This window comes from Bacteroides sp. D2 (genome assembly GCF_025147085.1).
Taxonomy (GTDB): Bacteria; Bacteroidota; Bacteroidia; order Bacteroidales; family Bacteroidaceae; genus Bacteroides.
Genome location: NZ_CP102261.1, coordinates 154,406 through 177,567, shown reverse-complemented (window position 1 = coordinate 177,567; position 23,162 = coordinate 154,406). Strand labels below are relative to the sequence as shown.

General features: G+C 35.7%; 25 protein-coding genes, 1 tRNA gene and 2 pseudogenes. 9 read left to right on the top strand and 19 right to left on the bottom strand.

Annotation, left to right across the window (positions count from 1 at the left end):
* Positions 1-67: 67 nt before the first annotated feature.
* The 15 genes from hxsC to NQ505_RS00665 form a co-directional block, all read right to left on the bottom strand.
* Positions 68-928, bottom strand: coding sequence for a His-Xaa-Ser system radical SAM maturase HxsC (hxsC, locus tag NQ505_RS00740; RefSeq protein WP_232293001.1), 861 nt, complete (start codon positions 926-928; stop codon positions 68-70).
* On the bottom strand, positions 912-2,333 hold the full coding sequence (gene hxsB / locus NQ505_RS00735; protein WP_259826741.1) for a His-Xaa-Ser system radical SAM maturase HxsB: 1,422 nt from the start codon (positions 2,331-2,333) through the stop codon (positions 912-914). Before hxsB ends, hxsC begins: the two co-directional genes overlap by 17 nt.
* Complete coding sequence (gene hxsD, locus NQ505_RS00730) at positions 2,333-2,680, bottom strand: His-Xaa-Ser system protein HxsD (protein WP_008998988.1); 348 nt, start codon at positions 2,678-2,680, stop codon at positions 2,333-2,335. Before hxsD ends, hxsB begins: the two co-directional genes overlap by 1 nt.
* Positions 2,681-2,689: 9 nt before the next feature.
* A complete protein-coding gene (locus tag NQ505_RS00725; RefSeq protein WP_008998987.1) occupies positions 2,690-3,547 on the bottom strand; it encodes a peptidoglycan-binding domain-containing protein in 858 nt (285 codons plus the stop codon).
* Positions 3,548-4,056: 509 nt separating this feature from the next.
* Positions 4,057-4,926: an urea transporter gene (locus NQ505_RS00720; protein ID WP_008998985.1), complete on the bottom strand. Its 870-nt coding sequence runs from the start codon at positions 4,924-4,926 to the stop codon at positions 4,057-4,059.
* Positions 4,927-5,374: 448 nt separating this feature from the next.
* Positions 5,375-7,909: a hypothetical protein gene (locus NQ505_RS00715; protein ID WP_008998984.1), complete on the bottom strand. Its 2,535-nt coding sequence runs from the start codon at positions 7,907-7,909 to the stop codon at positions 5,375-5,377.
* Positions 7,896-8,147 (bottom strand): hypothetical protein, encoded by a 252-nt coding sequence (locus NQ505_RS00710; RefSeq protein WP_154396242.1) that lies wholly within the window; start codon positions 8,145-8,147, stop codon positions 7,896-7,898. The genes NQ505_RS00715 and NQ505_RS00710 overlap by 14 nt, the downstream gene beginning before the upstream one ends.
* Before the next feature lie 444 nt (positions 8,148-8,591).
* A complete protein-coding gene (locus NQ505_RS00700) occupies positions 8,592-9,512 on the bottom strand; it encodes a DUF5712 family protein (protein WP_008998982.1) in 921 nt (306 codons plus the stop codon).
* A gap of 4 nt (positions 9,513-9,516) precedes the next feature.
* Positions 9,517-10,101 carry a BfmA/BtgA family mobilization protein gene (locus tag NQ505_RS00695; protein WP_008998981.1) on the bottom strand — a complete coding sequence of 195 codons (585 nt, stop codon included), beginning with the start codon at positions 10,099-10,101 and terminating at the stop codon, positions 9,517-9,519.
* Between the two features lie 283 nt (positions 10,102-10,384).
* Positions 10,385-10,717: a helix-turn-helix domain-containing protein gene (locus NQ505_RS00690; RefSeq protein WP_008998980.1), complete on the bottom strand. Its 333-nt coding sequence runs from the start codon at positions 10,715-10,717 to the stop codon at positions 10,385-10,387.
* 129 nt (positions 10,718-10,846) lie between these two features.
* Complete coding sequence (locus tag NQ505_RS00685) at positions 10,847-11,278, bottom strand: RteC domain-containing protein (RefSeq protein WP_085938537.1); 432 nt, start codon at positions 11,276-11,278, stop codon at positions 10,847-10,849.
* Positions 11,235-11,516, bottom strand: a complete 282-nt coding sequence (locus tag NQ505_RS00680) for a hypothetical protein (RefSeq protein WP_032853501.1) — start codon at positions 11,514-11,516, stop codon at positions 11,235-11,237. Before NQ505_RS00680 ends, NQ505_RS00685 begins: the two co-directional genes overlap by 44 nt.
* Positions 11,517-11,582: 66 nt before the next feature.
* Positions 11,583-12,233, bottom strand: coding sequence for an HAD family hydrolase (locus tag NQ505_RS00675; protein ID WP_008998978.1), 651 nt, complete (start codon positions 12,231-12,233; stop codon positions 11,583-11,585).
* Positions 12,230-12,835 carry a sugar O-acetyltransferase gene (locus tag NQ505_RS00670; protein ID WP_008998977.1) on the bottom strand — a complete coding sequence of 202 codons (606 nt, stop codon included), beginning with the start codon at positions 12,833-12,835 and terminating at the stop codon, positions 12,230-12,232. The genes NQ505_RS00675 and NQ505_RS00670 overlap by 4 nt, the downstream gene beginning before the upstream one ends.
* Positions 12,836-12,848: 13 nt before the next feature.
* The gene (locus NQ505_RS00665; RefSeq protein ID WP_008998976.1) at positions 12,849-13,358 is read right to left on the bottom strand and encodes a nitroreductase family protein; all 510 of its coding nucleotides are present in this window, start codon (positions 13,356-13,358) and stop codon (positions 12,849-12,851) included.
* A gap of 109 nt (positions 13,359-13,467) precedes the next feature.
* Here NQ505_RS00665 and NQ505_RS00660 point away from each other — a divergent pair, with 109 nt between their 5' ends.
* The 4 genes and pseudogenes from NQ505_RS00660 to NQ505_RS00645 all read left to right on the top strand — a co-directional run bounded on the left by NQ505_RS00660 (position 13,468) and on the right by NQ505_RS00645 (position 15,444).
* Positions 13,468-14,310, top strand: a complete 843-nt coding sequence (locus NQ505_RS00660) for a helix-turn-helix domain-containing protein (protein ID WP_008998975.1) — start codon at positions 13,468-13,470, stop codon at positions 14,308-14,310.
* Between the two features lie 196 nt (positions 14,311-14,506).
* Positions 14,507-14,821, top strand: a complete 315-nt coding sequence (locus tag NQ505_RS00655) for a helix-turn-helix domain-containing protein (protein ID WP_008998974.1) — start codon at positions 14,507-14,509, stop codon at positions 14,819-14,821.
* A pseudogene (locus tag NQ505_RS00650) lies at positions 14,808-15,101 on the top strand (DUF3876 domain-containing protein). Before NQ505_RS00655 ends, NQ505_RS00650 begins: the two are co-directional and overlap by 14 nt.
* A gap of 53 nt (positions 15,102-15,154) precedes the next feature.
* A pseudogene (locus NQ505_RS00645) lies at positions 15,155-15,444 on the top strand (helix-turn-helix domain-containing protein).
* A gap of 282 nt (positions 15,445-15,726) precedes the next feature.
* On the opposite strand, the gene NQ505_RS00640 reads toward NQ505_RS00645, so the two are convergent.
* The 4 genes from NQ505_RS00640 to NQ505_RS00625 form a co-directional block, all read right to left on the bottom strand.
* Positions 15,727-16,947 (bottom strand): site-specific integrase, encoded by a 1,221-nt coding sequence (locus tag NQ505_RS00640; RefSeq protein ID WP_008998973.1) that lies wholly within the window; start codon positions 16,945-16,947, stop codon positions 15,727-15,729.
* Positions 16,948-17,189: 242 nt separating this feature from the next.
* A tRNA-Lys gene (locus tag NQ505_RS00635) sits at positions 17,190-17,262 on the bottom strand.
* Between the two features lie 94 nt (positions 17,263-17,356).
* On the bottom strand, positions 17,357-18,490 hold the full coding sequence (locus NQ505_RS00630) for an AI-2E family transporter (RefSeq protein ID WP_004306487.1): 1,134 nt from the start codon (positions 18,488-18,490) through the stop codon (positions 17,357-17,359).
* A gap of 21 nt (positions 18,491-18,511) precedes the next feature.
* Positions 18,512-19,111 carry a thymidine kinase gene (locus tag NQ505_RS00625; protein WP_004299175.1) on the bottom strand — a complete coding sequence of 200 codons (600 nt, stop codon included), beginning with the start codon at positions 19,109-19,111 and terminating at the stop codon, positions 18,512-18,514.
* Positions 19,112-19,251: 140 nt separating this feature from the next.
* Here NQ505_RS00625 and NQ505_RS00620 point away from each other — a divergent pair, with 140 nt between their 5' ends.
* From NQ505_RS00620 to NQ505_RS00600, 5 genes are all read left to right on the top strand, one after another.
* Positions 19,252-19,995 carry a hypothetical protein gene (locus tag NQ505_RS00620; RefSeq protein WP_008998972.1) on the top strand — a complete coding sequence of 248 codons (744 nt, stop codon included), beginning with the start codon at positions 19,252-19,254 and terminating at the stop codon, positions 19,993-19,995.
* A 12-nt stretch (positions 19,996-20,007) separates the two neighbouring features.
* Positions 20,008-20,682, top strand: coding sequence for a 16S rRNA (cytidine(1402)-2'-O)-methyltransferase (gene rsmI / locus NQ505_RS00615; protein WP_004299177.1), 675 nt, complete (start codon positions 20,008-20,010; stop codon positions 20,680-20,682).
* Positions 20,683-20,715: 33 nt separating this feature from the next.
* Entirely contained in the window at positions 20,716-21,573 is an 858-nt protein-coding gene (locus NQ505_RS00610) for a hypothetical protein (protein ID WP_004299178.1), read from the top strand.
* A 96-nt stretch (positions 21,574-21,669) separates the two neighbouring features.
* Entirely contained in the window at positions 21,670-22,362 is a 693-nt protein-coding gene (locus NQ505_RS00605; RefSeq protein WP_008998971.1) for a YjjG family noncanonical pyrimidine nucleotidase, read from the top strand.
* Between the two features lie 61 nt (positions 22,363-22,423).
* Entirely contained in the window at positions 22,424-23,074 is a 651-nt protein-coding gene (locus NQ505_RS00600; protein WP_008998970.1) for a MarC family protein, read from the top strand.
* The last annotated feature ends 88 nt before the right edge of the window (positions 23,075-23,162 follow it).

Sequence of the window (23,162 nt, the reverse complement as noted above, 5' to 3'; positions counted from 1 at the left end):
TTTTGTATTGATACGTTGAATCAAATATTCTAGTTCTATATGTAAGTATAGCTCGTTTTTTGTTTTATTATATGGGTTTTATACTGGGACTTTGTATTTTGGATGTTGAGAATAGACCGCAGCATTCATGCTTTTTAGAACATTTAGAACAAGCATCTATATAGCAGACTTTCCAATCAGAAATCGATTTTTTTGCGAATTTGTATAATGATGGTTTTAGTAAACAAATAGGAATGTTGAAAATAGAAACATCTAGTTTCCATTCTGCTAAATTTACAACTGCCTTTTCAAGCTCTTTTTGATAATCAATCGGGTCGATCCAAACTTTATTGTGATTTTTGATCGAATAACCAGTGTCTTCTAGTCCCATGAATGATATGTATGCAACAAATGGTAGATTCTTCCATATAAATTCAGATAATTGGGGTAATCTTTGGTAATTCATTTTGTTAATGACTATACGCAATTCTATGTCTGCCCCTATACTTGCGAGATTATATAATCCTTTCATTGTTTCTGTATAAGAACCCTTTACTTGTGTTATGGTATCGTGGTCTATTGAAAAGTCAGAGTGTAATGGAATGCCAAATAAAAGATTGGAAATTTCTTTAAATTTCATGGTATAGCGAATGTCTGAAAAGGCTCTCCCATTAGTAAGTATATGTATTAGACTTTCTGGATAACGAAGTTTTATATATTCAACTAAGTGTATTAATTTTTCTTGCAACAGCGTTGGTTCTCCGCCAGTGATCCCTATATTAGTTAATCCGTTGGGAGCATTGTCTATTAGTTTGATGCTTTTGTTCCAAAAGGAATCGATGTCATCCCTGTTTAATGGTGGTTGTGCACACATTAAACATCTGTTATTACATTGTGAGGTAACGAACAGTGAATTATCATTGGAATTTATATCAAAATTCATTTTCATTTCTATTGATCCATTGTTTGAATATTGGCATAACCCTATCATATTCATTTTGAATTAAGTAGAATATATAGGTGATAATTGCTTTGTGTTTTTTGCACAAAGAAGAAGTAGGACGAAAGCCATACATGTCATTTTGGGCAGAGTAGTTTCGTACAGGGTCAGCTCCACAGTAAGATTGAAAAGCGCAATCGGCACATCCTGCAATAAATTCAGTTCCCCAAATTAGGGCTATTTGTTGAGCCTTTCTTCCATAAAAAAGACTTTCATATTTATCTGTAATGTGTCCTAACTTGAATGTGTTATCATTATATTCTGCTAACATCCTTGATTCATCAGATGCATATACATAACCATCGTAATTATAAACAATAACACTATTGATGATTCCAGAGGGAGATTGTAAATCAACAAAACCTGTTGTAAAAGGAGTAAGTATTTTACGTAATAATATGGAGGTGAATTCTTCAACAAAGAATCGACCTTGAATATTTATGTCAATAATATAGTTCAATGCGGATTTATAGAATTTTATGAAATTATCGAAATATGTTTCCCAATTTGTATTGTTAAGGGCTAATCCATAAGGATTTAGGGGGCGAAGAAATATATTATTAAAACCATTCGACAAATAATTGTCAATAATCTCTTTGGGATGATTTATTGACAACTCTGATGTGGTCATTAGTGCTGATATTCTGTCTGTTCCTAAATAATTCCTAGCTTTGTTAATTCCTTCTATTACACGGTTATAGCTATCAGCTTTTCCTCGGTTATGATTATGAATGAAAGCTGGACCATCTAAGGAAGTTGAGATAAGTATATTATATTCTTTGCAAAATGATAGTATTTCATCTGTTAGGTTGATGGAGTTTGTGCATAAAACATATGTTATTTGTTTCTTAAATTCTTGATTTAATGCAACAGTTCTTTTTACTGCTTTCTGTAGTAGTTGGAAAGGTAGGGATGGTTCTCCACCTTGAAATTCCATTGTAATGGAGTGCGATGGGCTTTGAAACATCAAATCTATGGCTTTGAAAAGATGTTCTTCTTTCATGTCATAGATAGCTTCACAGCTTTCCTTGCTTGAAGCCTGACAATAAATACAATTTTGATTACATCTTAAAGTTAAGACAAAAATGTGTAGTGATGTAAATGAATCGAGAAAGGCCTTTTTAGTTCTTAGTCGTGTTGCTATATTGTCTATTAGCTCTGGGATAGGACTTTCAGAGATAAAGAAGTTAGCAACTAAATCCTTGTAAAGATCCTCTTGATTGCTAAGTTGGCGTTTGATGATTCGTTCTGTAGTGCCTGTTGGCACGAAAATGAAATCACCCAATTCATTGACGAGTAATTCCTGTTCCTTGATTCTTTCGAAGCGGAATGGTAATAAATAGTAGTGATTCATTATTCCGATGCTAAATTAAAATCCTCAAAATCATCGTTGTTAGCAAAAGCTTTTACATATAAGATGTTACGAATATCTTTAGTTTCATTAGTAATCAAATCTCTGTTTTTATAATCAATTAAATCTTGATTAAATTTATGGGTTACATATTCAAATGTGTATATCTTGTTTGCACTTGGTTTAAGTTCCAAAGTTATTTCAAATAAATTATCTTTGTTTTCATTCCAATAAATAATAAATGATTCTGTATACCAATATAATGCTTTGGTCAATACACGCTCATTGAATATAGAGGCATTGATTGTAAAACAAAATGTGTTTTCTGACCTTAATTCAGCTTTAATCATAATTGAATATTACTTTTTTAAAAAATATACTGTTTGGGTTTCTACAATGCCATCAGCATCTATTCCTATTGATTTTTGGAATTTGATAACGGCTTTTTCTGTTTCTTCATCAAAAAGAGAGGTTCCCTTGAGTAGTTTTCCAGATAAATATCCTTTGTCGATTAGGATGTTTTTAAGTTGGGTTACATCGTACCCTTGCATTTGTTTTTTAAGTATGCGGTCTCCTAAATTATATTTTTGAACGTCCGTATTTACTGTTTCACGATTTATTTGTTCTATTTGTTTGTTAATAGCTTCAATTGTTTTCTTTCCAACAATACCGTCTACAACTTGATTATGATCCTTTTGAAATTTCTTAATAGCATTTTCTAGTCTAATAGAGTATTTGACATCTCCAGAATAATTCTTTTCTATGTCTGACTTTATTATATATCTTATCTTAACTAATTTATTAGCTAATTCTGCAACATCTTTACCTGAAACACCACTAATAATATTTCTTTCTCCTAATGAGTAAGTAGTTTTTGTACTAGTCGTTGTATTAGTGTTATAGGTTGAAGTGCTGGAGCTTGTAGTAGTTGAAGAACCACTATAGCTTCCATAGCTACTAGATCTGTGTGAAGAATGAGATCTATGTGAAGAGTGCGAGCGATGGCTTCTATGTCCTGCTATTAGAAATAAGTTGTCGTTATGGATTTTAAGTATATATTTCTGTGAGAGATCATTCTTTTTTCCTTGTTCAATGTTGTTGTCATCACTTATTCTTGAAAGGTCATAAGATATAGCATTGGCTTCGTTAGATGAAATAAGTGAAGCTACAGATGTTAAAAAAATGCCTTTTAGGAGATCTTTAAATTTTGTTTTCATAGCTATTGTAATTTATGGTTACTTTTTATTGCAAATATATATTATATAGATGATAATAAAAAATTATTGAGTGTATATTTTGAAAGAATAATATTGATATAGGGTATATTTAATCAATATATTTATGTTGAAAAAATATATAACTTTATTTATTGAAGTTGTTGTGGTGATTTGCTTTTATTTGGAGTTTAATAGATATTCTAAATCTAAACATTAAGTATGAATGTATGATGGTTCATTTATTATGCGGGAAATTGTTTATATCACTTTATATGAGTAAGAAGGTTAATTCACTTTGCTATTTTCTATAACAATATAATTAAATTCAGCTAAAAAAGTGATATGATAGTTTCTTACATTACACTCATTGGACTAATGTACGCTTGTCTTTCGGCTTAAATGTGGTAATATTTTATACTCATTCAAAATAATATAGGAAGCTCCTGCCAAGTATAACACTCCGAGATTATTTGATATTTTCACTAGTAACAAATAGTACAAATAGTCTTTTATTTATTCTGTGTCCTCATTGCTTTCTGTATCATTATTATAATCCATACAGATATAACAAAAGGAGCGGTTAAGGTAATGATACCCAATCCCATTCCTAGGATCTGTAATGCAGTGGACAATAAGACTGAGCATCCTGCCCATACTCCACTTTTCCATGTCGTTCCTCCTAAAGCTATGGCACATAATACACCATTATACCCCATTAATCCGGCATTTAAGTTTGTAGCATCTACTTCTAGCAAAATAGCTAGAGGAATAGGAAGAAGTGCTCCTAAGATAGTATAGAGAGTTGCCTTTCGAGAATTGATCAAAATGCCTATAAGAAAAAGTAATCCGGCTAGAACTGTATTTCCCTGAAACATGACTTGCCCTATGCCTAAACAGAAGGCTTGGAAATAATTAATATTCTGTGTGGTATCAATAACCGTATCGGAAGCAGGTAGTAAATCTGATATAAGCCAGCTACAAACTCCCAACATTCCCCATACAGCAAGAATGAAAGGAGCAGTAAAGCCAGGGAGCAAACGTTGTCGACTGAAAAAATAGGCAATCCATGTGGAAAGGGCCGAAGCGATAGTCAGCATGGTTAAACTTCCTACTGATAATTGAAGAAATACGCCAACTGCTATACCTACTAAAGTTCCATTAAATCCATATAATCCATTTTTAATATCATCATGTTTATATCCCGAGAAATAGGCTGTCAGTGTACTTATTATATTACCGCAAATTGCTAGTATTCCCATTTGCCATGAGTTTAGAAATATTCCAATTAGCATTAATAATCCAGATAACGCATTATTCTGAAACATCACTTGGCCTATTCCACGTCCCGGAATGAGAAATAAATTGTGTATAAAGGTCATTTGTGTAAAATATTAACTGATAAAATGATGGCAAAGGTACAACCTTCTATTGAAACTAACAAGATCAATAGATATGTAATAAAAGATTGTGATGTTATAAATTACTAGCAAAGTTTTGTGAGAGTAGGATTGAAAGTCTTTTTAAGAAAAATCCCCCGATAATCATAGATTATCAAGGGATTTTCTTGGTGATCCGCCTGGGATTCTCCAAACGGAGTTACCACACTGATATTTAAAACTTTATATTTCTTGCTTCAAGCATATCCCATGAATTATCCCACTAATTTGCTACTTGCTTTTGCGGTAGTTTGCTCACGGAGAATACTGAAAGCAAAAATAGTCTTTTCTAATGAGTATGCAAAGTATTAAAAGAGAATTGTGCAATATAAGAGAAGATAAGAAGATTTAAGGATTATGAAACTCTAAGTACGACATTCTTCTCCTTAAACTATTCATCTGTCAAAATAATGATCTCATCTGATAATCTCGCTGGTCTAAGAGTAAGTATTTTCCCTGTCTCATAAGTTTGTGTAGATTCTAATATAGCCTCAATCCATAGACCTTTAAGTAAAACAACATAACCCTGATTATTGCTGCCAATAATAATCGATTCATATTCGTTTGCATATTTACACTCTCTACTTCTTTGTAGATTATTTTTCAATACCTCCTTTAGACTTAATATTACTCTATTTTTATCTAAGTCTATTTCCTTTATAGCTAACGGAATTTTATCAATATTATCAAAAATCCCAATACAAGATTTTATAAAACATAGATTACTAATATCTCCCTTAAACAAGAGGGCTTCAAACTTTTTATGTCCAATACTAATAATAAAGGTTGCTCCCCAATTATAGGTATTGAGTACTTTTAGTGGTTTTAATATTTGTCCAACATCGAACTTATTTGAAAATAGTGCTAATGGATGAGGAATTAATGGCCTAAATGTACCGATTAAGGAATCACCTCGATTGGATAATTCTTTAATTACAACCTTGTTCTTTTTCCCAATCTTGCAATTATATTTATCTCCATTCCAAGACTGTTCATTTTTAGGAATGAAAACTTGATACTTGCTTTCAATACTTCCCAAAATACCATATATGGTTTCCTCAATTGCAAAGAACTCGACAACCTTATTTCTATTGGTATCAAGATATTCAAAATAAGGATTATTCTGTCTGTCTTTTAATGTTAAATAAATGATACGCTTTTCCTTGTCTATGTCTTTTACAACGCAATCTACATTATTATTTAACTTTATAGAGTTTTTAATAACTTCAATTTCAGAACTAAACCAAGACAATTCTTTGTAAGCAAGTATTCCTTCTATCCCCTCTTGGAGTTCTCCAATAAATGCATAATTTACTTTTCTACATACTAAGAAGTTTACTTGACTAAACTTTCTAATCGTCAATGAATCCCAAGGATCTTTTAACTGCTTTAATCTAAGATATATCGTATTATTTTCAAAATCGTTGTTTTTAACAATAAAATCATGTTCTGTACCTAATTCATATTGCTTATGGAGTAATGAGAATCGGCTATATGTTAAATCTTTCCTAAATGAAATGCCTTCTATTTTTTCATGTCCCACATCAAATTTTACAAAATCATCATCGCAGTATTTTACTTTGGCTGATATAGTTCTTCCTATTTCAAAATTAGCATTAATTAAGTTATTAGGATCACTGCAAGTATTTATTAGAGTGAATTCGACAATTCCAGTACTACCTATTTCTATGGGAATTAACTCGATAAGCATTTTTTCCTTGAAATATTTTCTTATATCTGATATTTTTGAAGCACTCAAATTTCTTATTTGGACAAACCCTTCTACTCCATTAACATCAACTTTAAGACCATCTTCCCTCAACTTTGTCACAACTCCCTGCATTTTGTCTTTGCTGTCCAAAGCTAGAGAAATTTCTCTGTATGTAGAAGTCAAGGAGCTTTCAGTATCTATTCTAAGACAATAACAAATAACTTCACGATTATAAGAATCACTGAAACTTCTAGGATTATTTATCAGAATAAAATTTCCAGTAAGTAGAAGTTCTTTAGCTACGCTTTCTAATATCTCAACTTTGTCTTCTCTTGCCAATAAATAAAATGTTTTTATACCTCTTGCTAATCCTAATTTTATACGTCTTAAATATGGGTGTAATCCATGTTGATAATAAGTATCTTTCTTTGCAACAAGTAATACTCCTACTTTTAGAATATTTTCCACAAATTGTAATGGGGTAAGATCATCAGCATCTCTAGTTGTAATTTCATGCAGAAATGATAGAAATTTGTCTGATTCATTTTTGTAATCATCCGAAGGGTTTCTACCTATTAATTTATTTCCAAAAAAATCTAATTCTCGAATTAATATTCTAGTAAATAATCCTGCATCATCGATAACTTCAATCTGGGAACATTTGTCTTGTATTGAATTAAGATCCAGTGCATATTCTTTTATGAATTCGCTAATAACATTTCGTTTATTATTATGAACTCCTAACAATATTTTTTTTGTGATAGAAAAATCCATTGCCTTTACAAAATTTTCACTCATGTAAGGCTTTGAGTGTATAAGAAAAGCTTCTTTTACGTATACAGTTGCTGCATTAATTATGTTTCGCGTTTGATCGTCCGAAAAACGTAGTTTAACAATAGCTTTACCTTCCTTAAGTTTTGCTTGTAAATTATCTTCTTTTACCCATTTAATAGATAATTCTGGAATCTCCAAGTCGGGTAATTCTTTTCCTAATTTTTTTAAAGAATGAGTGCAAGCTCCTTCTAGGCGGTTTTTTATAGAGCTTTTTCTAACGCCAACACATATTCTACCTATATGGTATTGAAAAACTCCTACCCATATTTTAATTCTATCAGGGAAAAAGAATGCTATAACTATAGCAATAACTGCTATTATTGGCAGTCCTAAAGATGTTAGAATAGTTCTAATATCATTGTATATTTCAGCCTCTTCCATTTTCTAAATAGTATTTCTGAATACAATCAATATCATCGCAATAAAACCTTAACTTCATAGTGTCATTTTGTATATCAGGCAGAACTATACCGATATTTTCAATTGCAATTACTTTTTTACAGTTTTCACACAAGATCCGCCCATTGACTAGATCCTCATATTTATCTGTTTGTTTTAACAATGCTTCTAAATCCTGATCTAATATAGCATTTATCGTTTGAATTCTTTTCTGTTTCATTACACTTACTTCTTTGATAGAATACAAATTAACTAAAATAAGATGATAAAGCAAAATTATTGCACAAAATATTTGGCATTGTTTTAAATACTGTAGATAATGCTTTTTTCTTGGTATATACCTTTCTTTGAAAAATAAGCCTTTTTGATGGTTCTTTTCATTCACGGAACAAGAACCGATCTTCTTTGCGAATGTACTCCTTTTGGTATTGCTGCATTCAATTCCTATATGCTTGAATTCATACTTTAGAGCTATCATAGTCAAGAACCAGAGAAATTGCATATTATATTCTATCCGTTTTTTACTAAAACTCAATCGGATGAATATGAGGCAACTAGAGAAAACGTTTTTATCCTTTCAATTTTAAATAAATAGACACTTTATGATATTCGAAAAGTATTATTAGGTAGTGGTCTATATCATTTCTTAGTTCTTCATATTCAATCATCGTCTAATTCCTTTTTTCTTTTTCCTTTTGCGTTTCTGTGCCTGTAATTCCTCTGCCGATGTTGCATTGTAATTATTGCCATCTCCCAATGAGAAGATAGATAATAGAGAATCATCACTACTGTTATTTTGCTGAATGTAAGAATGTTTATTATCTTCCTTGCTATCAAGATTGCAAGAAATCTTGTTTACTTTTTCACCAGATTGTTGAACCTCACTTTTCTTTTCCCCAGTAAATTGTTGCTCTTGGATAGCAAGCTGTTCAAATATAGAACTGTTCTTCATCGTGTTGTGATAGTCGAACGATTCGGCTTGTTGGCGGTCGTAGCCAAATAATTTATCAAAGCCTTGTTCCGCTTGTTGGAACAGATTTATACGGTCAAAACCTCCTTTAATTATTCCTCTCTTAGTATTCTTATGATTAGTAAGGGGTGATAGCTTCTGTTTATTGGCTTGGTCTTTACGGCTCACAATCAAATGACAGTGCATATTCAGTCTATTATCTGAACGATTACGATCAAAATGAATTTTACCAAAGAACTTTATATCCGAAGCGGATAGTTCTTTGTTGAAGTTTTTGGCATATTCAGGAATAAACACCTCTCGGATATACCGTTTCATGGCTTCGACTTTCTCCTGTTCAGTGTTTCCCATTGCCCGAAGTTCCTTTTCCGATGGGCTGACATGGATAGCATAAAACTTAGCATCTGTTTTTAGAAGTTGTCCAATATTACTATCTATATCTTTTATGACCATTGATTTGTAGATGTTATCATCTGTCAGATTAAAAAAGCCTTCTGTATAGATACCCTTTTCCATTCGTTCTAAATCCTCATGTTCTAAATAATTGGCTAACTGCCAGCTACTGCCAGCATTATTATATGTACCCTTCGATGGTGGAGCGAAATCTATGTGCATGACTCTATGTGTTTACCAGATTAATGATTTCCGCTTTTAGGTTCTCTTTCCTTTTGCTATCCATCACCCCACAAGCAGAAAGTTCTGAATAGAGTTGTATCAGGTGAAGCAACTTTTTATAATCCCGTTGGTGTATCTGGTAGAGTGCGTTAATCTGTTTCGATTGGTTGTTTATCACATCGGCATGATTGCCGAACTGTTCGCTTAACTTTTTCAGCACGGCTGTTTGTCTCTCCTTACTGGCTTCCAGTTGAGAGAGAATAAGAGTTTCCAAAGTTTTACCGATAGCATCGAAACGCAAAGCAATAGAATTTGTTGCCCGTATCATGGGATTCAGTTGCTCTTCCTCATAGTGACGGATAAAGCGGATGATATCATCCTGTCTCTTATTTATTTTCGCTAGTTCCGATTTTACAGATTCAGGTGCTTCGGATGGATTGATATGTGCCTTATCTATATACCCGAACGCCAACTTTGCAACTTCGCTCTTTTTCAGTGAATAGCGTTTGCATATCTTCTCTACCAAAACTGCCGTTTCCTTGTCTATGGAAATGGTAGTGAATATCGTTTTCCGACTGTTGTTTGGCATGGTAATTACTTTTTTATAGAAATATGAATAGATAAATACCTGATAATAAGCATTACAAAGAAAATGCTTATTACAGGTGTCATTACAGCGTGTTCTTGTAACACGCTAAAGCCAAAGGCTTTGCCCCGCAGGGCAAGAGGGAGAACAGGACTTGTCCAGTTCCCTCTTGCTCGATTAAGCGAAACGGGCTGAATCGCTAGGTGAAACAGTTTCTGTTAAATCGAGGTGACAACACAAAGAAATAGCCCGCACACAGGCTTCTTCCCTCTACTGCGTTTTGCTATCAGGGCTGATTTGTCAACTGATTGTCTTTTTCAAACCGTTTGTAGGTTTGAGAATCGGCACGTTCACGAACAAAAGCTCGAATATCTACAGCCCGATAATAAATTTTCCTTCCGATAGTGAAATAAGGAAGTTGATTATTTACTCTGTAGCGTTGAAGAGTTCGGAAAGATACTTTCAGGAGAAAAGCTAAATCTTGATTATCGAGAATCTTCTCATTATCATCTAGTACCGTATCAGTATTGATGAGTGATTTCAAGTCTTGTCCGATTTCAGTGAGTTTTTTGGATAGCTTTTCCATCCACTTCTCAAAGTTTTCATTGTCTATATACATTTTGCTTCATTTTTTAGTTCAACATTATTATTTTCAATCGATTGATGAAGCAAAGTACGGTAAATGGATGCAAATAAGTTAGGGGTGTAGTATATCTACTCCCCTAACAATTGTTGGTAAGTTCCTGATTTATAGATAGCCTTTCTTTTTACTTTCTTCGGCAATAGCTTTGCGAAGTGTATCTAAAAATTCAGTTACTTTAGATGGCTTGCGCTTTATGACGCTTTCGTGTTTCTTGTGAACATCTCCTAATTTGATATTAAAGAGGTGTTCAAATGCTCTCCCAATTTCTGTTAATGGTGATTTTGTTCCGGCATGGGTTACTACTCTTTGTGATAGGAATAGTCCACTAATCAACTCCATGATTTCAACTAGGTTGGTATTGTCGGTCAAATAGAGTGGTGAAGGTGGAAGGCTGTTTATTCTATTTTGAAATTGGCTGGGGTACTGAATTTTTAGATTCAGCAGTTCCATTTCTGCGGTAACAGTAGCCTGTGCCTTTTGTATGAACAGCTTTTTAAGCGCATTTTTCCCCCTGCCCGTAAAGAGGTATTGTTTCAAGTAAAGCTATCTCGATACGGGTAGCTGCAAGAATTCGATAAGTAGTTGAATAATCATTTCCATTACTTATAGTTCTAATCTGTTCAACAAATTCGCCATAGGCTTCTTGCATTTCACTATTAGTTACTTCTTGTGAGGTTTCAGAGAATAGTCTGAACATCCTCATGTTTAACAATACATTCATAAGCATAATTTTAATGGTAAGTATTATATAGAAAGACTTAACGTCTGATTTCATGCTTTTATATTACCAATAAATATCCATTATGCCAGAAAATACTAAAATCAATCTACGAATATGAATCTAAACTAAATGAGCTTCTTTCTTTAGAAAAGAATGAAGTGATTTGATAGAACTAAACACATATCCTTGATTTTCCTTTTCTAATTTCTTCATTTTTGAGAGTGAGGCTATCCATGCAGCAGATAAGCATTGTATTCCAACTTTACTACAAGCGGTAATATCGGAAAATTCATCTCCAACATATACCATTTCTGCTGGTTGGATATTATATTTTGACATTAGTTCCGCCATTGATTCCGCTTTTGTGTTTCTATCTGGCGATCCGATTGAAATACTGTCGAAAAGAGCTTCCATTTCAAAATGGTGAAGCGTAATATTACAACTCCTTTGACCTTTACCTGTTATCAAAGATACAATAATTGAGTTCTCCTTCAACTCTGTTATCAATTCTCTTATCCCCACAAATGGTTGAATGTAGACTGTGTGCATTTCTTTGTATATCACATAAAAATCAACCAGAGCTTTTTCCCAATCTTCTGAAACGACCTCTTTAATCATTCCCTCTTCATTAAGTCCGAATGTTTTCACAATATCATCTTTTGACAATATTTTTGATGCATAGGGAGATACTGCCTGCTTAAAGGCTTCGATACACATTGGGATTGTATCGGCAATTGTACCATCCAAATCAAAAGCGACCAATTTTATCATAGTTTCTTAGTTTGATTGATTTGACGTATCACTTTACATGGATTTCCAACAGCTAAACTATTTGCCGGAATATCTTTTGTAACAACACTACCTGATCCAATTACACTACCGTACCCAATTGTTATTCCGGGAAGGATTATTACACCTCCACCAATCCAGCATCCATCCTCAATTGTAATAGGCAAAGCGTAAGTGCGGCGAACTCGTTTTATTCCATCTTCTGTTTCAACAGGCGCTAGCCGTTCATCTAAATCAATAGGGTGAGTTGCTGTATAAAGCTGAACATTAGGGGCAATAAGAACATTACTTCCGATAGTGATTTTATTACAATCCACAAAGGTACAACCGGTATTTACAGTAACATTATCCCCTATATGTATATTGCAGCCATAATCACAAATAAATGGACTGGCAACCGAAACTTTCATTCCGATACTACCTAGCATCTTTTTTAGCAAGCTGTGTTTTTCTTCTTTATCCTCATAAGGTAATGAATTATATTTCATCAATAACTTATGTGTTCGGGTTTTTAAATCCAAGAAAACTTGGTTATGACAATCATACCATTCACCAGCCAGACATTTTTCCATTTCTGTTTTCATAATTGTTACATTTTTATAAGATTGAAACTATTTCGGTTATATCTTTTCTTTTAGATGATTTTTCAGGTGGTTGTTTTACATAACCTAATGAAATAATTGCCACAGGGTACATATTGGGAGATAAATGAAGATTATCCTTTAGCATATCAGGATCGAAATTACATACCCAGCAGCTACCTAATCCTTGTTCAGCTGCGGCTAAACAAATATGTTCAGTCGCTATTGCTGCATCAATATCTGCATGGTTCTTATTGTCTGATTTTCTCACCCAAGATATTGAATTGTCAGCACAAACTACAATATAGAGTGGAGCTTCGGTAAACCATTCACGTGGATAGGATTGTTGAATCAGTAGTTTGGGTTTATTACTTTTTACGACAAAAAAGTGCCAAGATTGATAGTTTACAGCAGAAGGAGCAAAACGGGCACATTCTAAAATGTAGTCGAGTTTTTCTTGCTCAATCATATCAGAAGAATAGTTTCTTGCTGAATAACGTTGTTTTGATAGTTCTAAAAAGTTCATAAGTAATCTAATTTTGATTTATGGCAAAGTTATACCTATTATATTTCAAATATAGGTATATATTTTCGCTATATTGGTATAATTCCGCTTTATGTGTTATATTTGAGGTATGAAAAAAGAAAATCTTCATCAACCATTTGAGATCAGCTTTAACGAGCATAATGAATCGTTATTAACTGAGCATGAGCATACTTTTTTTGAACTAGTCTACATCTTAACAGGAACAGGTATTCAATGGATTAACAATAATATGTTCCCATATCATGATGGACACTTGTTCTTGATAACTCCAAATGATTCTCATTCCTTTGAGATTCACACAACTACAAAATTCATTAATATCAAGTTTAATGACATCTATATACATTCAGCCATATTTGGTTCAGAGAATATTCAGAGATTAGAATTTATTTTGCAACATGCAAATCATCAACCGGGTTGCATCCTTAGAAATAAGGTGGATAAGCTATTAGTGAAACCAATGATTGAAGCAATTATTCGCGAGTATGTAAATAGGAATCTGTATAGTAAAGAGATTATCACACAGTTGATAAATACTATAATTATAGTTGTGGCAAGAAATATAGCTATGTTTTTACCTCAACAAGTCGATGAATGTTCAGATGATAAGTCTCTCGATATTCTTCAATATATCCAAGCAAATATCTATCAAACAGGTAAAATTAGAGCAAAAGAAATCAGTCAGCATTTTGGTATATCTGAAAGTTACTTGGGACGTTATATAAAAAAGCACACCAACGAAACAATGCAGCAATACATATTAAGCTATAAACTAAAATTGGTCGAAAGCAGATTGTTACATAGTCAAATGAGAATAAATGAGATTGCCGAAGAACTAGGATTTACCGATGAAAGCCATTTGAGTAAATTCTTTAGAAAAAACAAAGGCTGTAGTCCTTCAAGTTTCAGAAAAAGTAATAAGGCAATATGATGCGTATCTATTCTTAATCTAATATATTTCAGCGATAACATATATACTATTTATCTGTTTTCTTATTTCAATAAGAAGCCAGCAATAGTCAAATCTCACCACTTCCAGACAGTTTTTAAAACGTCTCTTGATTCTTCTTTCATTTGCCGATGAAAATAGAATCAACACGTTTTATAAGCCATTAAAAATTAAAAGTATGGAAGTAGTAACCATTGAAAAGAGAACCTTTTCGTATGTCTGCGAGCGGTTCATTGAGTTTGCCAAACGAATAGAAAGTTTGTGCAGCACTCATACCCAGAAAGTAGAAAACTGGCTGGATAGTCAAGAAGTGTGCCTGTTGTTAGGTTTTAGCAAACGAATATTGCAATATTACCGAAGCAGTGGACGGCTGGCTTATTCTCAAATTGGGAACAAGATTTATTATAAGTCTTCCGATATTGAAAGAATTATTGCGGACAGTGAAACACAAAATCAATCACCCAAACAAATTATGCCTTATGAAAAGAACTAAAGAAGATTACCCGTCCTTCAACCTGTTTTCCATTGTCGGCACATGGTAAAGCGTTAATCTGAATCCTACGATAATCATTTATCGGAGCGATAAAGAGTACCTTCTTTCTATTATATATGTATCGGAAACCACTAAACAGGCTTCACCCGCTACTTATGAGATACAGCAAGATGGTAGCCAGTATTTTATTATTGCTGGATCCAAACGGCTCTATGTAGATTATGATCTGGCAAAAGATATACTTAACATTTCATCTTTGGGTGACTATCTGCGTAACTAGCCAGCTATCTAGCCATCTTGAAATCAAGATTTCAATAAAACAATCTTTCAATCATGGAATTAATAAATAAAAATACCCCACAAGTCAAAGAATTTATTTCTTCGCTTGATTCGATGCTGAACGGCATTGAGTCTATAGTCAAGCATTACAAGCCCCACCTGAACGGGGAACGCTTTCTAATAATGAAGTTTCCAAGAAACTGAATGTCAGTTTGCGAACCCTGCAAGAGTGGAGAGATACAGGTCTAATCCCCTTTATCCAGATAAAAGGTAAAATCATCTACCGTCAGAGTGATATTGATAAACTGCTCCAAAAACACTACTTTGAAAGTTGGAAAGAGTAACCTGCCAAGCCCAAAACATTGTTTTTCGGAATTTAATTTGAATCATTGACTTTTCCAGTGAAGTATTTAGTCTGTGCAAGTCTTTAGATGAAAATACGCTCGAACATAGTGAGAGGAAGATTTTCATCTAAACCGAAGGCTTGGACTTGAACAGGCTAAATACGGAACTTACCTTTGTCAATGCTTCATATTGAGTTCTGGAAAACTTACTATAAAAGAAAAGGATTGAGAAAATGAAATTCATTCTTCCCAATCCTTTTCCAATTTTAGCTACTATCTTTATTATATAGCCAATTCCGACAGGCAGCTATTTACTTTTTGCATATCCTTGAAAATATTCTGATCCAATACCCTTGCATAGTGTTTTGTTATACTAGTATCTGCATGACCTAACATCTTAGCAACATTCTCCATACTCACGCCATTTGCAAGGCAAATGCTTGTGGCATAGCTATGACGGGCGGTATGAGTGCTAAGATTTTTATGAATTCCGCACACATCGGCAATTTCTTTCAAATAACTGTTCATGCGCTGATTGCTCAATACAGGCAATAGTTTTCCGGTGCATTCTGCCACATTTTTATACTTTTCAAGTATTGAAGCTGCCACAGGTAGCACAGGAATGTTACACATGATTTTGGTCTTTTGGCGGTTCTTTCTTATCCAAAGCTCCCCTTTGTTGTCTTTTACTAAGTGTTCAGGTGATAAGTCTTTCACATCGCTGAACGCCAAGCCAGTAAAAATGCAAAAGACAAAAACGTCTCGTACCTGTTCTACTCGTTTAATGGTGAACTCTTTGGCAAGAATGATCTTAATCTCGTCCATTGTCAGAAATTCAGGATCAGTTTCTTCCAGTTTGAAACGGTAGTAAGCAAACGGATCTTTCTTTATCCAGTCGTTTTCTAAAGCAATACGAATAATCTTCTTCAAGTTCTTTAGTCGGGTGATAGCCGAGTTCTGCGCACAACCCTTTTCAATTTTCAAGAAAGCATCGAACTTAGAAATAAAGTTAGCTTCCAAGTTATTCAGAGCAATATCCGATAGCTGATATTCTTTCTTGATGAATTCCTCCAAATATCGGGTAGTGGTTTCATACCGTTGAACGGTCTTACTTACGAAGTCCTTACCGATTAGCTTACGGCTTTGTTCGTTATGTTCTCTGAATACCTGCAATAGCGTTTTGTTATCTTCGTCCACACCATAAAACAACTTTCTCACAAGATCAACAGTGATAACCTTACCGGAAGTTTCCAGTTCTCTATAAATTTGGTGTACGTGGGAACGTGTGATTTCTAAGTAGTGGTTCAGTTCCACCGACATACGGTCTTTACCTTTTGAATTCTCTTTAGCCTGATTCCATAGATTTACGTGACAGCTTCTTTTGATAGAAATATCTACCATACAGCCGTTTACGGTGATTCTCATGCACACGGGTGCTTCTCCGTTCTTTAATAATTTGCCTTTCTTGATGAAGAACAATACAGAAAATGATTTTCGAGCCATTTTTACATCGTTTTTAAAGTTACAAAACTATGTATTCTCTTCCAAAGTAAGTCTATGCAAAATGCTATGAATCAGTGAGAAAGATGCAAATTTGTGGGACTTTTTTGAACTAAATTTTAGTCCCACGATTTATCCACCGATAATATGCTTGAAACGGCTATTTTCTGCTACCTGCCAGAAAAAAGAAATCCCTGATAATGTCTGATTATCAGGGATTTGCTTGATTTTTCTTTTGTTTTCAGTGATCCGCCTGGGGCTCGAACCCAGGACCCCAACATTAAAAGTGTTGTGCTCTACCTGCTGAGCTAGCGAATCAATCCTTATTTGCGAATCAGTTATTTCCTGATTGCGGGTGCAAAGGTAGTTACTTTTATTTAATTTGCAAGCATTCCGTAGAAAAAAGTTTCAATTATTTTTCCTCGTTATGGCTTGTTTCTTGATTATCAGTAGTTTCTACTTCATCATATTTTATCTTTTCTTTGTTGATAATAAAGCGTTGGTAGTAGGAGAGCATCAAAGTTGTTAGTGGTAAGGCGATAATCATGCCGAGCATTCCCATTAATGAACCCCAGATAGAAAGAGATAAAAGGATGATGGCAGGATTCAGTCCGGTAATCTTTCCCATGATTTTGGGGACAAGGAAGGTATCCTGTATGATTTGTACGATTGCAAAGACAGCTAATGCACATGCAATGATAATCCAGAAGTTCTGTCCGGTATCGGCAGCTTTGAGGATCGCCAATAAAATGGTGGGAAGGAAACCGATGATTTGCAAGTAGGGAACCATATTCAATGCTCCGATGAAAAGTCCCAGAGCGATAGCCATGGGGAAATCGATAATCAGGAAACCGATGCTGAAAAGAATGCCTACGCAGAAAGCAACCAAAGCCTGTCCACGGAAGTATCTGTTCATACCATCCTGTACGTCGTGAACCAGATTGGAGGCAAACGTACGGTATTTATTGGGTAGCAGATGCAACCATCCTTCAGCTATCGCTTCGTAATCCAATAATATAAAGATTACATATAATAATATAATGAAGGAGGCAAGGATGCTGAATAGAATGTTGAGAGATTCTGCAAGCAAAGTCCACACTCTGGGGACGGTATCCTTGATTGCCGCCAGGATATTCTCTTCACTTAATACACGGTTCAACGCCTGAAGATCGATGTTCTCGTGGATAAATTCAGAAAGATTCTTAGGCACATTGTTTCCAGCTCCATTGGTGAGGTAAGTCACCAGCAAATCGTTCATTCTGCCTATTTCCGAAATCATCGGTGGCACTAATAGGTAGAATAAAGTGACTCCGATAACCGTAATGAGGAATAAGGAACAGAAGATGGAAATAATGCGGCTTTTTAATCGTAGCTTATACTGGAAGAATTTGACTAACGGATAGACCATATAAGCTATCAGCCACGCAATAAAGAAAGGTAATAACACTCCGCTAAGACGTTCCACGAGCATTAATATTCCTACAACTAACACACATCCGATGGAACCGCGTATAAAACTGTCGAATGTTATCTTTTTCCTTTCCATAATCTGTTTCTTTTATAGAGTTTATACTTTCTGCTCATCTTCCCCTCGTGCACGGAGATAACATTCCCTGCACAGAGGCTCATATTCGGCTGTTTCGCCTAAAAGAACCTGTTTCTCATTCTTGACTGTACGATGTGAGAAAGAAGCCAGCTGACCACATTTCACACAGATCGCATGAACTTTGGAGACTTCATCGGCAATGGCGCACAATTGTGGCATAGGTCCGAACGGATTTCCTTTGAAGTCCATATCCAATCCTGCAATGATAACACGGATTCCATTGTTGGCAAGCTGGTTGCATACATCAATCAAACCACTGTCGAAGAACTGTGCTTCATCAATACCTACTACATCTATCTCAGAAGTAAACAGTAAAATGCTGGCTGACGAATCGATGGGAGTGGAGGCGATAGAATGGCTGTCGTGAGAGACTACGTCTTCTTCTGAATAACGGGTGTCGATAGCAGGTTTGAATATCTCGACACGTTGTTTCGCGAATTTCGCTCTCTTCATTCTGCGAATCAATTCCTCTGTCTTTCCGGAGAACATAGAACCGCAGATTACTTCGATCCGCCCTCTTCTTCTAGTCTCCTGTATGTGGTCTTCTGAAAATAATACCATGAGATTTTGTGTTTTCTTGATTAAATAAATATGTGGACAAAGGTAAGCAATTCAATGTGCAAGAACTGTTAAATTATCCATTATTTTAAGTTATTGCATAAATTATTCCTACATTCGCACCGTATAAACAATGGACTGACATGAAACAGAAGCTATTAACAGATATTGAGTTGGATGTTCATGAGTTGAAGTATCTCATGGATTCATTTACCAAGGAGCCGACTCCGACTTTGTCTGAACTGTTGAAGCGGAGCATTACACGGATGCAGGGACGTTTGGATGAACTGCAGCAGGAGGTGGATGCTGTTCAGGTAATTTCTCCGTCAGTTGTGGAAGAGACAGTGGAAGAGGAGGATGAAGTTGCCGGGTCTGAAGAAGATTCCCCCGTTATTATACAATCTCTCGAATCGGTTGTTGTGAAAGAAGATGAGGAAGGAGAAGCCATTGTTGCGGAAGAGAAACCTGTCGTAATAGCGGCAGCTGCAGAGACAGCAGCAGCAGCAGAAGAAGAAGAAGAAGAAGAAGAAGAAGAAGAAGAAGAAGAAGAAGAAGGGAAAAAAGAGGAATCGGCAATTGTTGAGGAACCTGTCGTTGAAACTGTTGTGAAAGAGGAAGAACCTAAATCGGCTGTGTTGGGAGAAAGTCTCAAACTGTCTGCCGGCTTGCGACATGCTATCAGCTTGAATGATTCTTTCCGTTTTTCTCGTGAACTGTTCGGAGGCAACACTGATCTGATGAATCGGGTTATCGAACAGATATCAGTAATGAGTTCCTACAAGACTGCAGTCGCATTTCTGTCCTCGAAAGTCGAATTGAATGAAGAAAAGGAGGCGGTGAACAACTTTCTGGAGCTACTAAAGAAATATTTTAATCAATCAGCATAAATCAAAAACAAGATGGGAAAGCTATATGTGGTGCCTACGCCGGTAGGGAATCTGGAGGACATGACTTTTCGGGCTATCAAAGTCCTGAAAGAGGTCGATCTGATTTTGGCGGAGGATACACGTACTTCCGGTATCTTGTTGAAACACTTTGAAATAAAGAATGCAATGCAATCCCACCACAAATTTAATGAACATAAAACGGTGGAAAGTGTTGTTAATAGAATAAAGGCAGGTGAAACGGTGGCACTAATTTCGGATGCCGGAACGCCTGGAATTTCCGATCCCGGATTTCTGGTTGTTCGTGAATGTGTGCGCAACGGCATTGAAGTGCAGTGCTTGCCGGGAGCAACCGCTTTTGTTCCGGCACTCGTTGCATCGGGATTGCCGAACGAGAAGTTCTGCTTCGAGGGGTTTCTCCCCCAGAAGAAAGGACGGCAGACACGACTGAAGACATTGGCGGAAGAACACCGTACGATGGTGTTTTATGAATCACCCCACCGTCTGTTGAAGACGTTAACACAGTTTGCCGAATATTTCGGTGCTGAACGTCAGGCAACCGTGTCGCGTGAAATATCCAAGCTCCACGAAGAAACAGTTCGGGGCAGTTTGGCTGAATTGATAGAACACTTTACCGCCACCGAACCCCGGGGCGAGATTGTGATAGTATTAGCAGGAATAGATGATTAAATAACTTCATTAAAAAACGTAAAACGTAAACGTATGAAAAAGTTAGCTGTTTTATTTGTATGCGTAGCCATGTTAGCTTCGTGTGATAGCTTTAAAGGTGGAAGTAAAGACCTGAAAGCTGAAAATGATTCTCTTTTGATGGAACTGAACCAGCGCAATGCTGAACTGGATGATATGATGGGTACTTTCAATGAAGTTCAGGAAGGTTTCCGTAAGATCAATGCTGCCGAAAGCCGTGTTGACTTGCAACGTGGAACCATCACTGAAAACTCTGCCAGCGCCAAGCAACAGATTGCTTCTGACATCGAATTCATCTCCAAACAAATGGAAGAAAACAAAGCGCAGATTGCAAAGTTGCAGGCACAGTTGAAGAACAGTAATTACAATTCTGCACAGATGAAAAAAGCTGTTGCCGCTTTGACTGCTGAATTGAACGCTAAACAACAACGTATCGAAGAACTTCAAACAGAACTGGCTTCCAAGAATATCCGTATCCAGGAATTGGATGCTGCTGTCAGCGACTTGTCTGCTGCTAAAGAAACGTTGGCTGCAGAAAACGAAGCGAAAGCTAAAACCGTTGCTGAACAGGAAAAGAGCTTGAATGCTGCCTGGTTCGTATTCGGTACAAAATCTGAATTGAAAGCTCAAAAGATTCTTCAGAGCGGAGACGTATTGAAGAGCGCTGATTTCAATAAGGATTATTTCACTCAAATCGATATCCGTACAACCAAAGAAATCAAGTTGTACTCTAAACGTGCTGAGTTACTGACTACTCATCCGTCCGGTTCTTATGAATTGGTAAAAGATGACAAAGGCCAGTTGACATTGAAGATTACTAATCCTACTGAATTCTGGAGTGTATCCAGATACTTGGTTATCCAGGTAAAATAAGGTAGACATCCCTTTTTGAATTGCCAATGTGCTGATTCCTGGATTCAAGAATTTAGCACATTGGCTTTTTTATTTCCTATATACGCATAACTACTGATGAAATATAAAAATCTCTTTTTTGATCTTGATGATACCATTTGGGCTTTCTCTCAAAATGCCCGTGATACTTTTGAAGAAGTATATCAGAAATATTCGTTCGACCGTTATTTTGATTCGTTCGATCATTATTATACCCTTTATCAGCAAAGAAATACCGAACTTTGGATTGAGTACGGCGAAGGAAAAATAACGAAAGATGAATTGAACCGTCAACGTTTCTTTTATCCTTTACAGGCTGTGGGAGTGGAAGATGAAGCGCTTGCCGAACAGTTCTCGAAAGATTTTTTCGCGATTATTCCCACTAAAAGTACTTTAATGCCTCATGCAAAGGAGGTATTGGAATATCTTGCTCCTAAATATAACCTCTATATCCTTTCCAATGGATTCCGTGAATTGCAATCATGCAAGATGCGGTCGGCAGGAGTGGACGGGTATTTCAAAAAAGTGATTCTTTCGGAAGATCTCGGAGTGTTGAAGCCTTGGTCGGCGATATTCAATTTTGCCTTGTCTGCCACTCAATCCGAATTGCGCGAATCCTTGATGATTGGTGACAGTTGGGAAGCGGATATAACCGGAGCGCACGGAGTAGGGATGCATCAGGCTTTTTACAATGTGACGGAACGGACTACTTTCCCTTTTCTTCCCACTTATCACATACATTCCTTGAAAGAATTAATGGATTTATTATAGGTTTTCTGGATTAAGTCGTATTTTTGTTGCGTTTTAATTTTGCATAAAATACGATATAATCATGGATAGTACGCTTCTGCCTTTTGCCTTACTTTGTTTCACTTCATTCTTTACATTGACCAACCCATTGGGAACGATGCCTGTCTTCCTTACCATGACCCATGGTATGACGGATAAGGAACGTCAGTCTATCGTACGTCGCGCCACCATTGTGTCGTTTATTACAATAATGGTATTTGTCTTTGCCGGGCAGTTTCTTTTTAAGTTTTTCGGTATTTCTACCAATGGCTTCCGTATTGCCGGTGGGGTGATTATCTTCAAGATCGGCTTTGATATGCTTCAAGCCCGTTATACACCGATGAAACTGAAAGATGAAGAAATCAAAACGTATGCGGATGATATCTCTATTACTCCTCTTGGCATTCCTATGTTATGCGGTCCCGGAGCGATTGCCAATGCTATTGTCTTGATGCAGGATGCACATTCTTATGAAATGAAGGGAATTTTGATCGGCACTATTGCCCTGATTTACCTGCTGACTTTCTTTATTCTTCGTGCTTCTACGAAATTGGTAAACGTATTGGGTGAGACGGGAAACAATGTAATGATGCGCCTCATGGGATTGATTCTGATGGTGATTGCGGTGGAATGTTTCGTCAGCGGATTGAAACCGATTTTGGTAGATATTGTGAGAGAAGGAATGATTCCTTGATGAATAAGAATATGGGGGACGGAGAGTCCCTATAATGAAACTTGCCCCTGTTACAAAAAGATTTGTAGCAGAGGCAAGTGCTTTAAGA

What these genes read in the sequence shown, in the direction of transcription:
- rsmI (WP_004299177.1), top strand. Translation starts at nt 20,008, where the DNA reads ATGGGAAAGCTATATGTGGTGCCTACGCCGGTAGGGAATCTGGAGGAC.
- NQ505_RS00610 (WP_004299178.1), top strand. Translation starts at nt 20,716, where the DNA reads ATGAAAAAGTTAGCTGTTTTATTTGTATGCGTAGCCATGTTAGCTTCG.
- NQ505_RS00720 (WP_008998985.1), bottom strand. Translation starts at nt 4,926, where the DNA reads ATGACCTTTATACACAATTTATTTCTCATTCCGGGACGTGGAATAGGC.
- NQ505_RS00725 (WP_008998987.1), bottom strand. Translation starts at nt 3,547, where the DNA reads ATGAAAACAAAATTTAAAGATCTCCTAAAAGGCATTTTTTTAACATCT.
- NQ505_RS00630 (WP_004306487.1), bottom strand. Translation starts at nt 18,490, where the DNA reads ATGGAAAGGAAAAAGATAACATTCGACAGTTTTATACGCGGTTCCATC.
- NQ505_RS00710 (WP_154396242.1), bottom strand. Translation starts at nt 8,147, where the DNA reads ATGAAACAGAAAAGAATTCAAACGATAAATGCTATATTAGATCAGGAT.
- NQ505_RS00625 (WP_004299175.1), bottom strand. Translation starts at nt 19,111, where the DNA reads ATGGTATTATTTTCAGAAGACCACATACAGGAGACTAGAAGAAGAGGG.
- hxsC (WP_232293001.1), bottom strand. Translation starts at nt 928, where the DNA reads ATGAAAATGAATTTTGATATAAATTCCAATGATAATTCACTGTTCGTT.
- NQ505_RS00655 (WP_008998974.1), top strand. Translation starts at nt 14,507, where the DNA reads ATGGAAGTAGTAACCATTGAAAAGAGAACCTTTTCGTATGTCTGCGAG.
- NQ505_RS00660 (WP_008998975.1), top strand. Translation starts at nt 13,468, where the DNA reads ATGAAAAAAGAAAATCTTCATCAACCATTTGAGATCAGCTTTAACGAG.
- NQ505_RS00680 (WP_032853501.1), bottom strand. Translation starts at nt 11,516, where the DNA reads ATGAAATCAGACGTTAAGTCTTTCTATATAATACTTACCATTAAAATT.
- NQ505_RS00675 (WP_008998978.1), bottom strand. Translation starts at nt 12,233, where the DNA reads ATGATAAAATTGGTCGCTTTTGATTTGGATGGTACAATTGCCGATACA.
- NQ505_RS00715 (WP_008998984.1), bottom strand. Translation starts at nt 7,909, where the DNA reads ATGGAAGAGGCTGAAATATACAATGATATTAGAACTATTCTAACATCT.
- NQ505_RS00670 (WP_008998977.1), bottom strand. Translation starts at nt 12,835, where the DNA reads ATGAAAACAGAAATGGAAAAATGTCTGGCTGGTGAATGGTATGATTGT.
- NQ505_RS00700 (WP_008998982.1), bottom strand. Translation starts at nt 9,512, where the DNA reads ATGCACATAGATTTCGCTCCACCATCGAAGGGTACATATAATAATGCT.
- hxsD (WP_008998988.1), bottom strand. Translation starts at nt 2,680, where the DNA reads ATGATTAAAGCTGAATTAAGGTCAGAAAACACATTTTGTTTTACAATC.
- NQ505_RS00620 (WP_008998972.1), top strand. Translation starts at nt 19,252, where the DNA reads ATGAAACAGAAGCTATTAACAGATATTGAGTTGGATGTTCATGAGTTG.
- NQ505_RS00665 (WP_008998976.1), bottom strand. Translation starts at nt 13,358, where the DNA reads ATGAACTTTTTAGAACTATCAAAACAACGTTATTCAGCAAGAAACTAT.
- NQ505_RS00695 (WP_008998981.1), bottom strand. Translation starts at nt 10,101, where the DNA reads ATGCCAAACAACAGTCGGAAAACGATATTCACTACCATTTCCATAGAC.
- NQ505_RS00690 (WP_008998980.1), bottom strand. Translation starts at nt 10,717, where the DNA reads ATGTATATAGACAATGAAAACTTTGAGAAGTGGATGGAAAAGCTATCC.
- hxsB (WP_259826741.1), bottom strand. Translation starts at nt 2,333, where the DNA reads ATGAATCACTACTATTTATTACCATTCCGCTTCGAAAGAATCAAGGAA.
- NQ505_RS00640 (WP_008998973.1), bottom strand. Translation starts at nt 16,947, where the DNA reads ATGGCTCGAAAATCATTTTCTGTATTGTTCTTCATCAAGAAAGGCAAA.
- NQ505_RS00605 (WP_008998971.1), top strand. Translation starts at nt 21,670, where the DNA reads ATGAAATATAAAAATCTCTTTTTTGATCTTGATGATACCATTTGGGCT.
- NQ505_RS00600 (WP_008998970.1), top strand. Translation starts at nt 22,424, where the DNA reads ATGGATAGTACGCTTCTGCCTTTTGCCTTACTTTGTTTCACTTCATTC.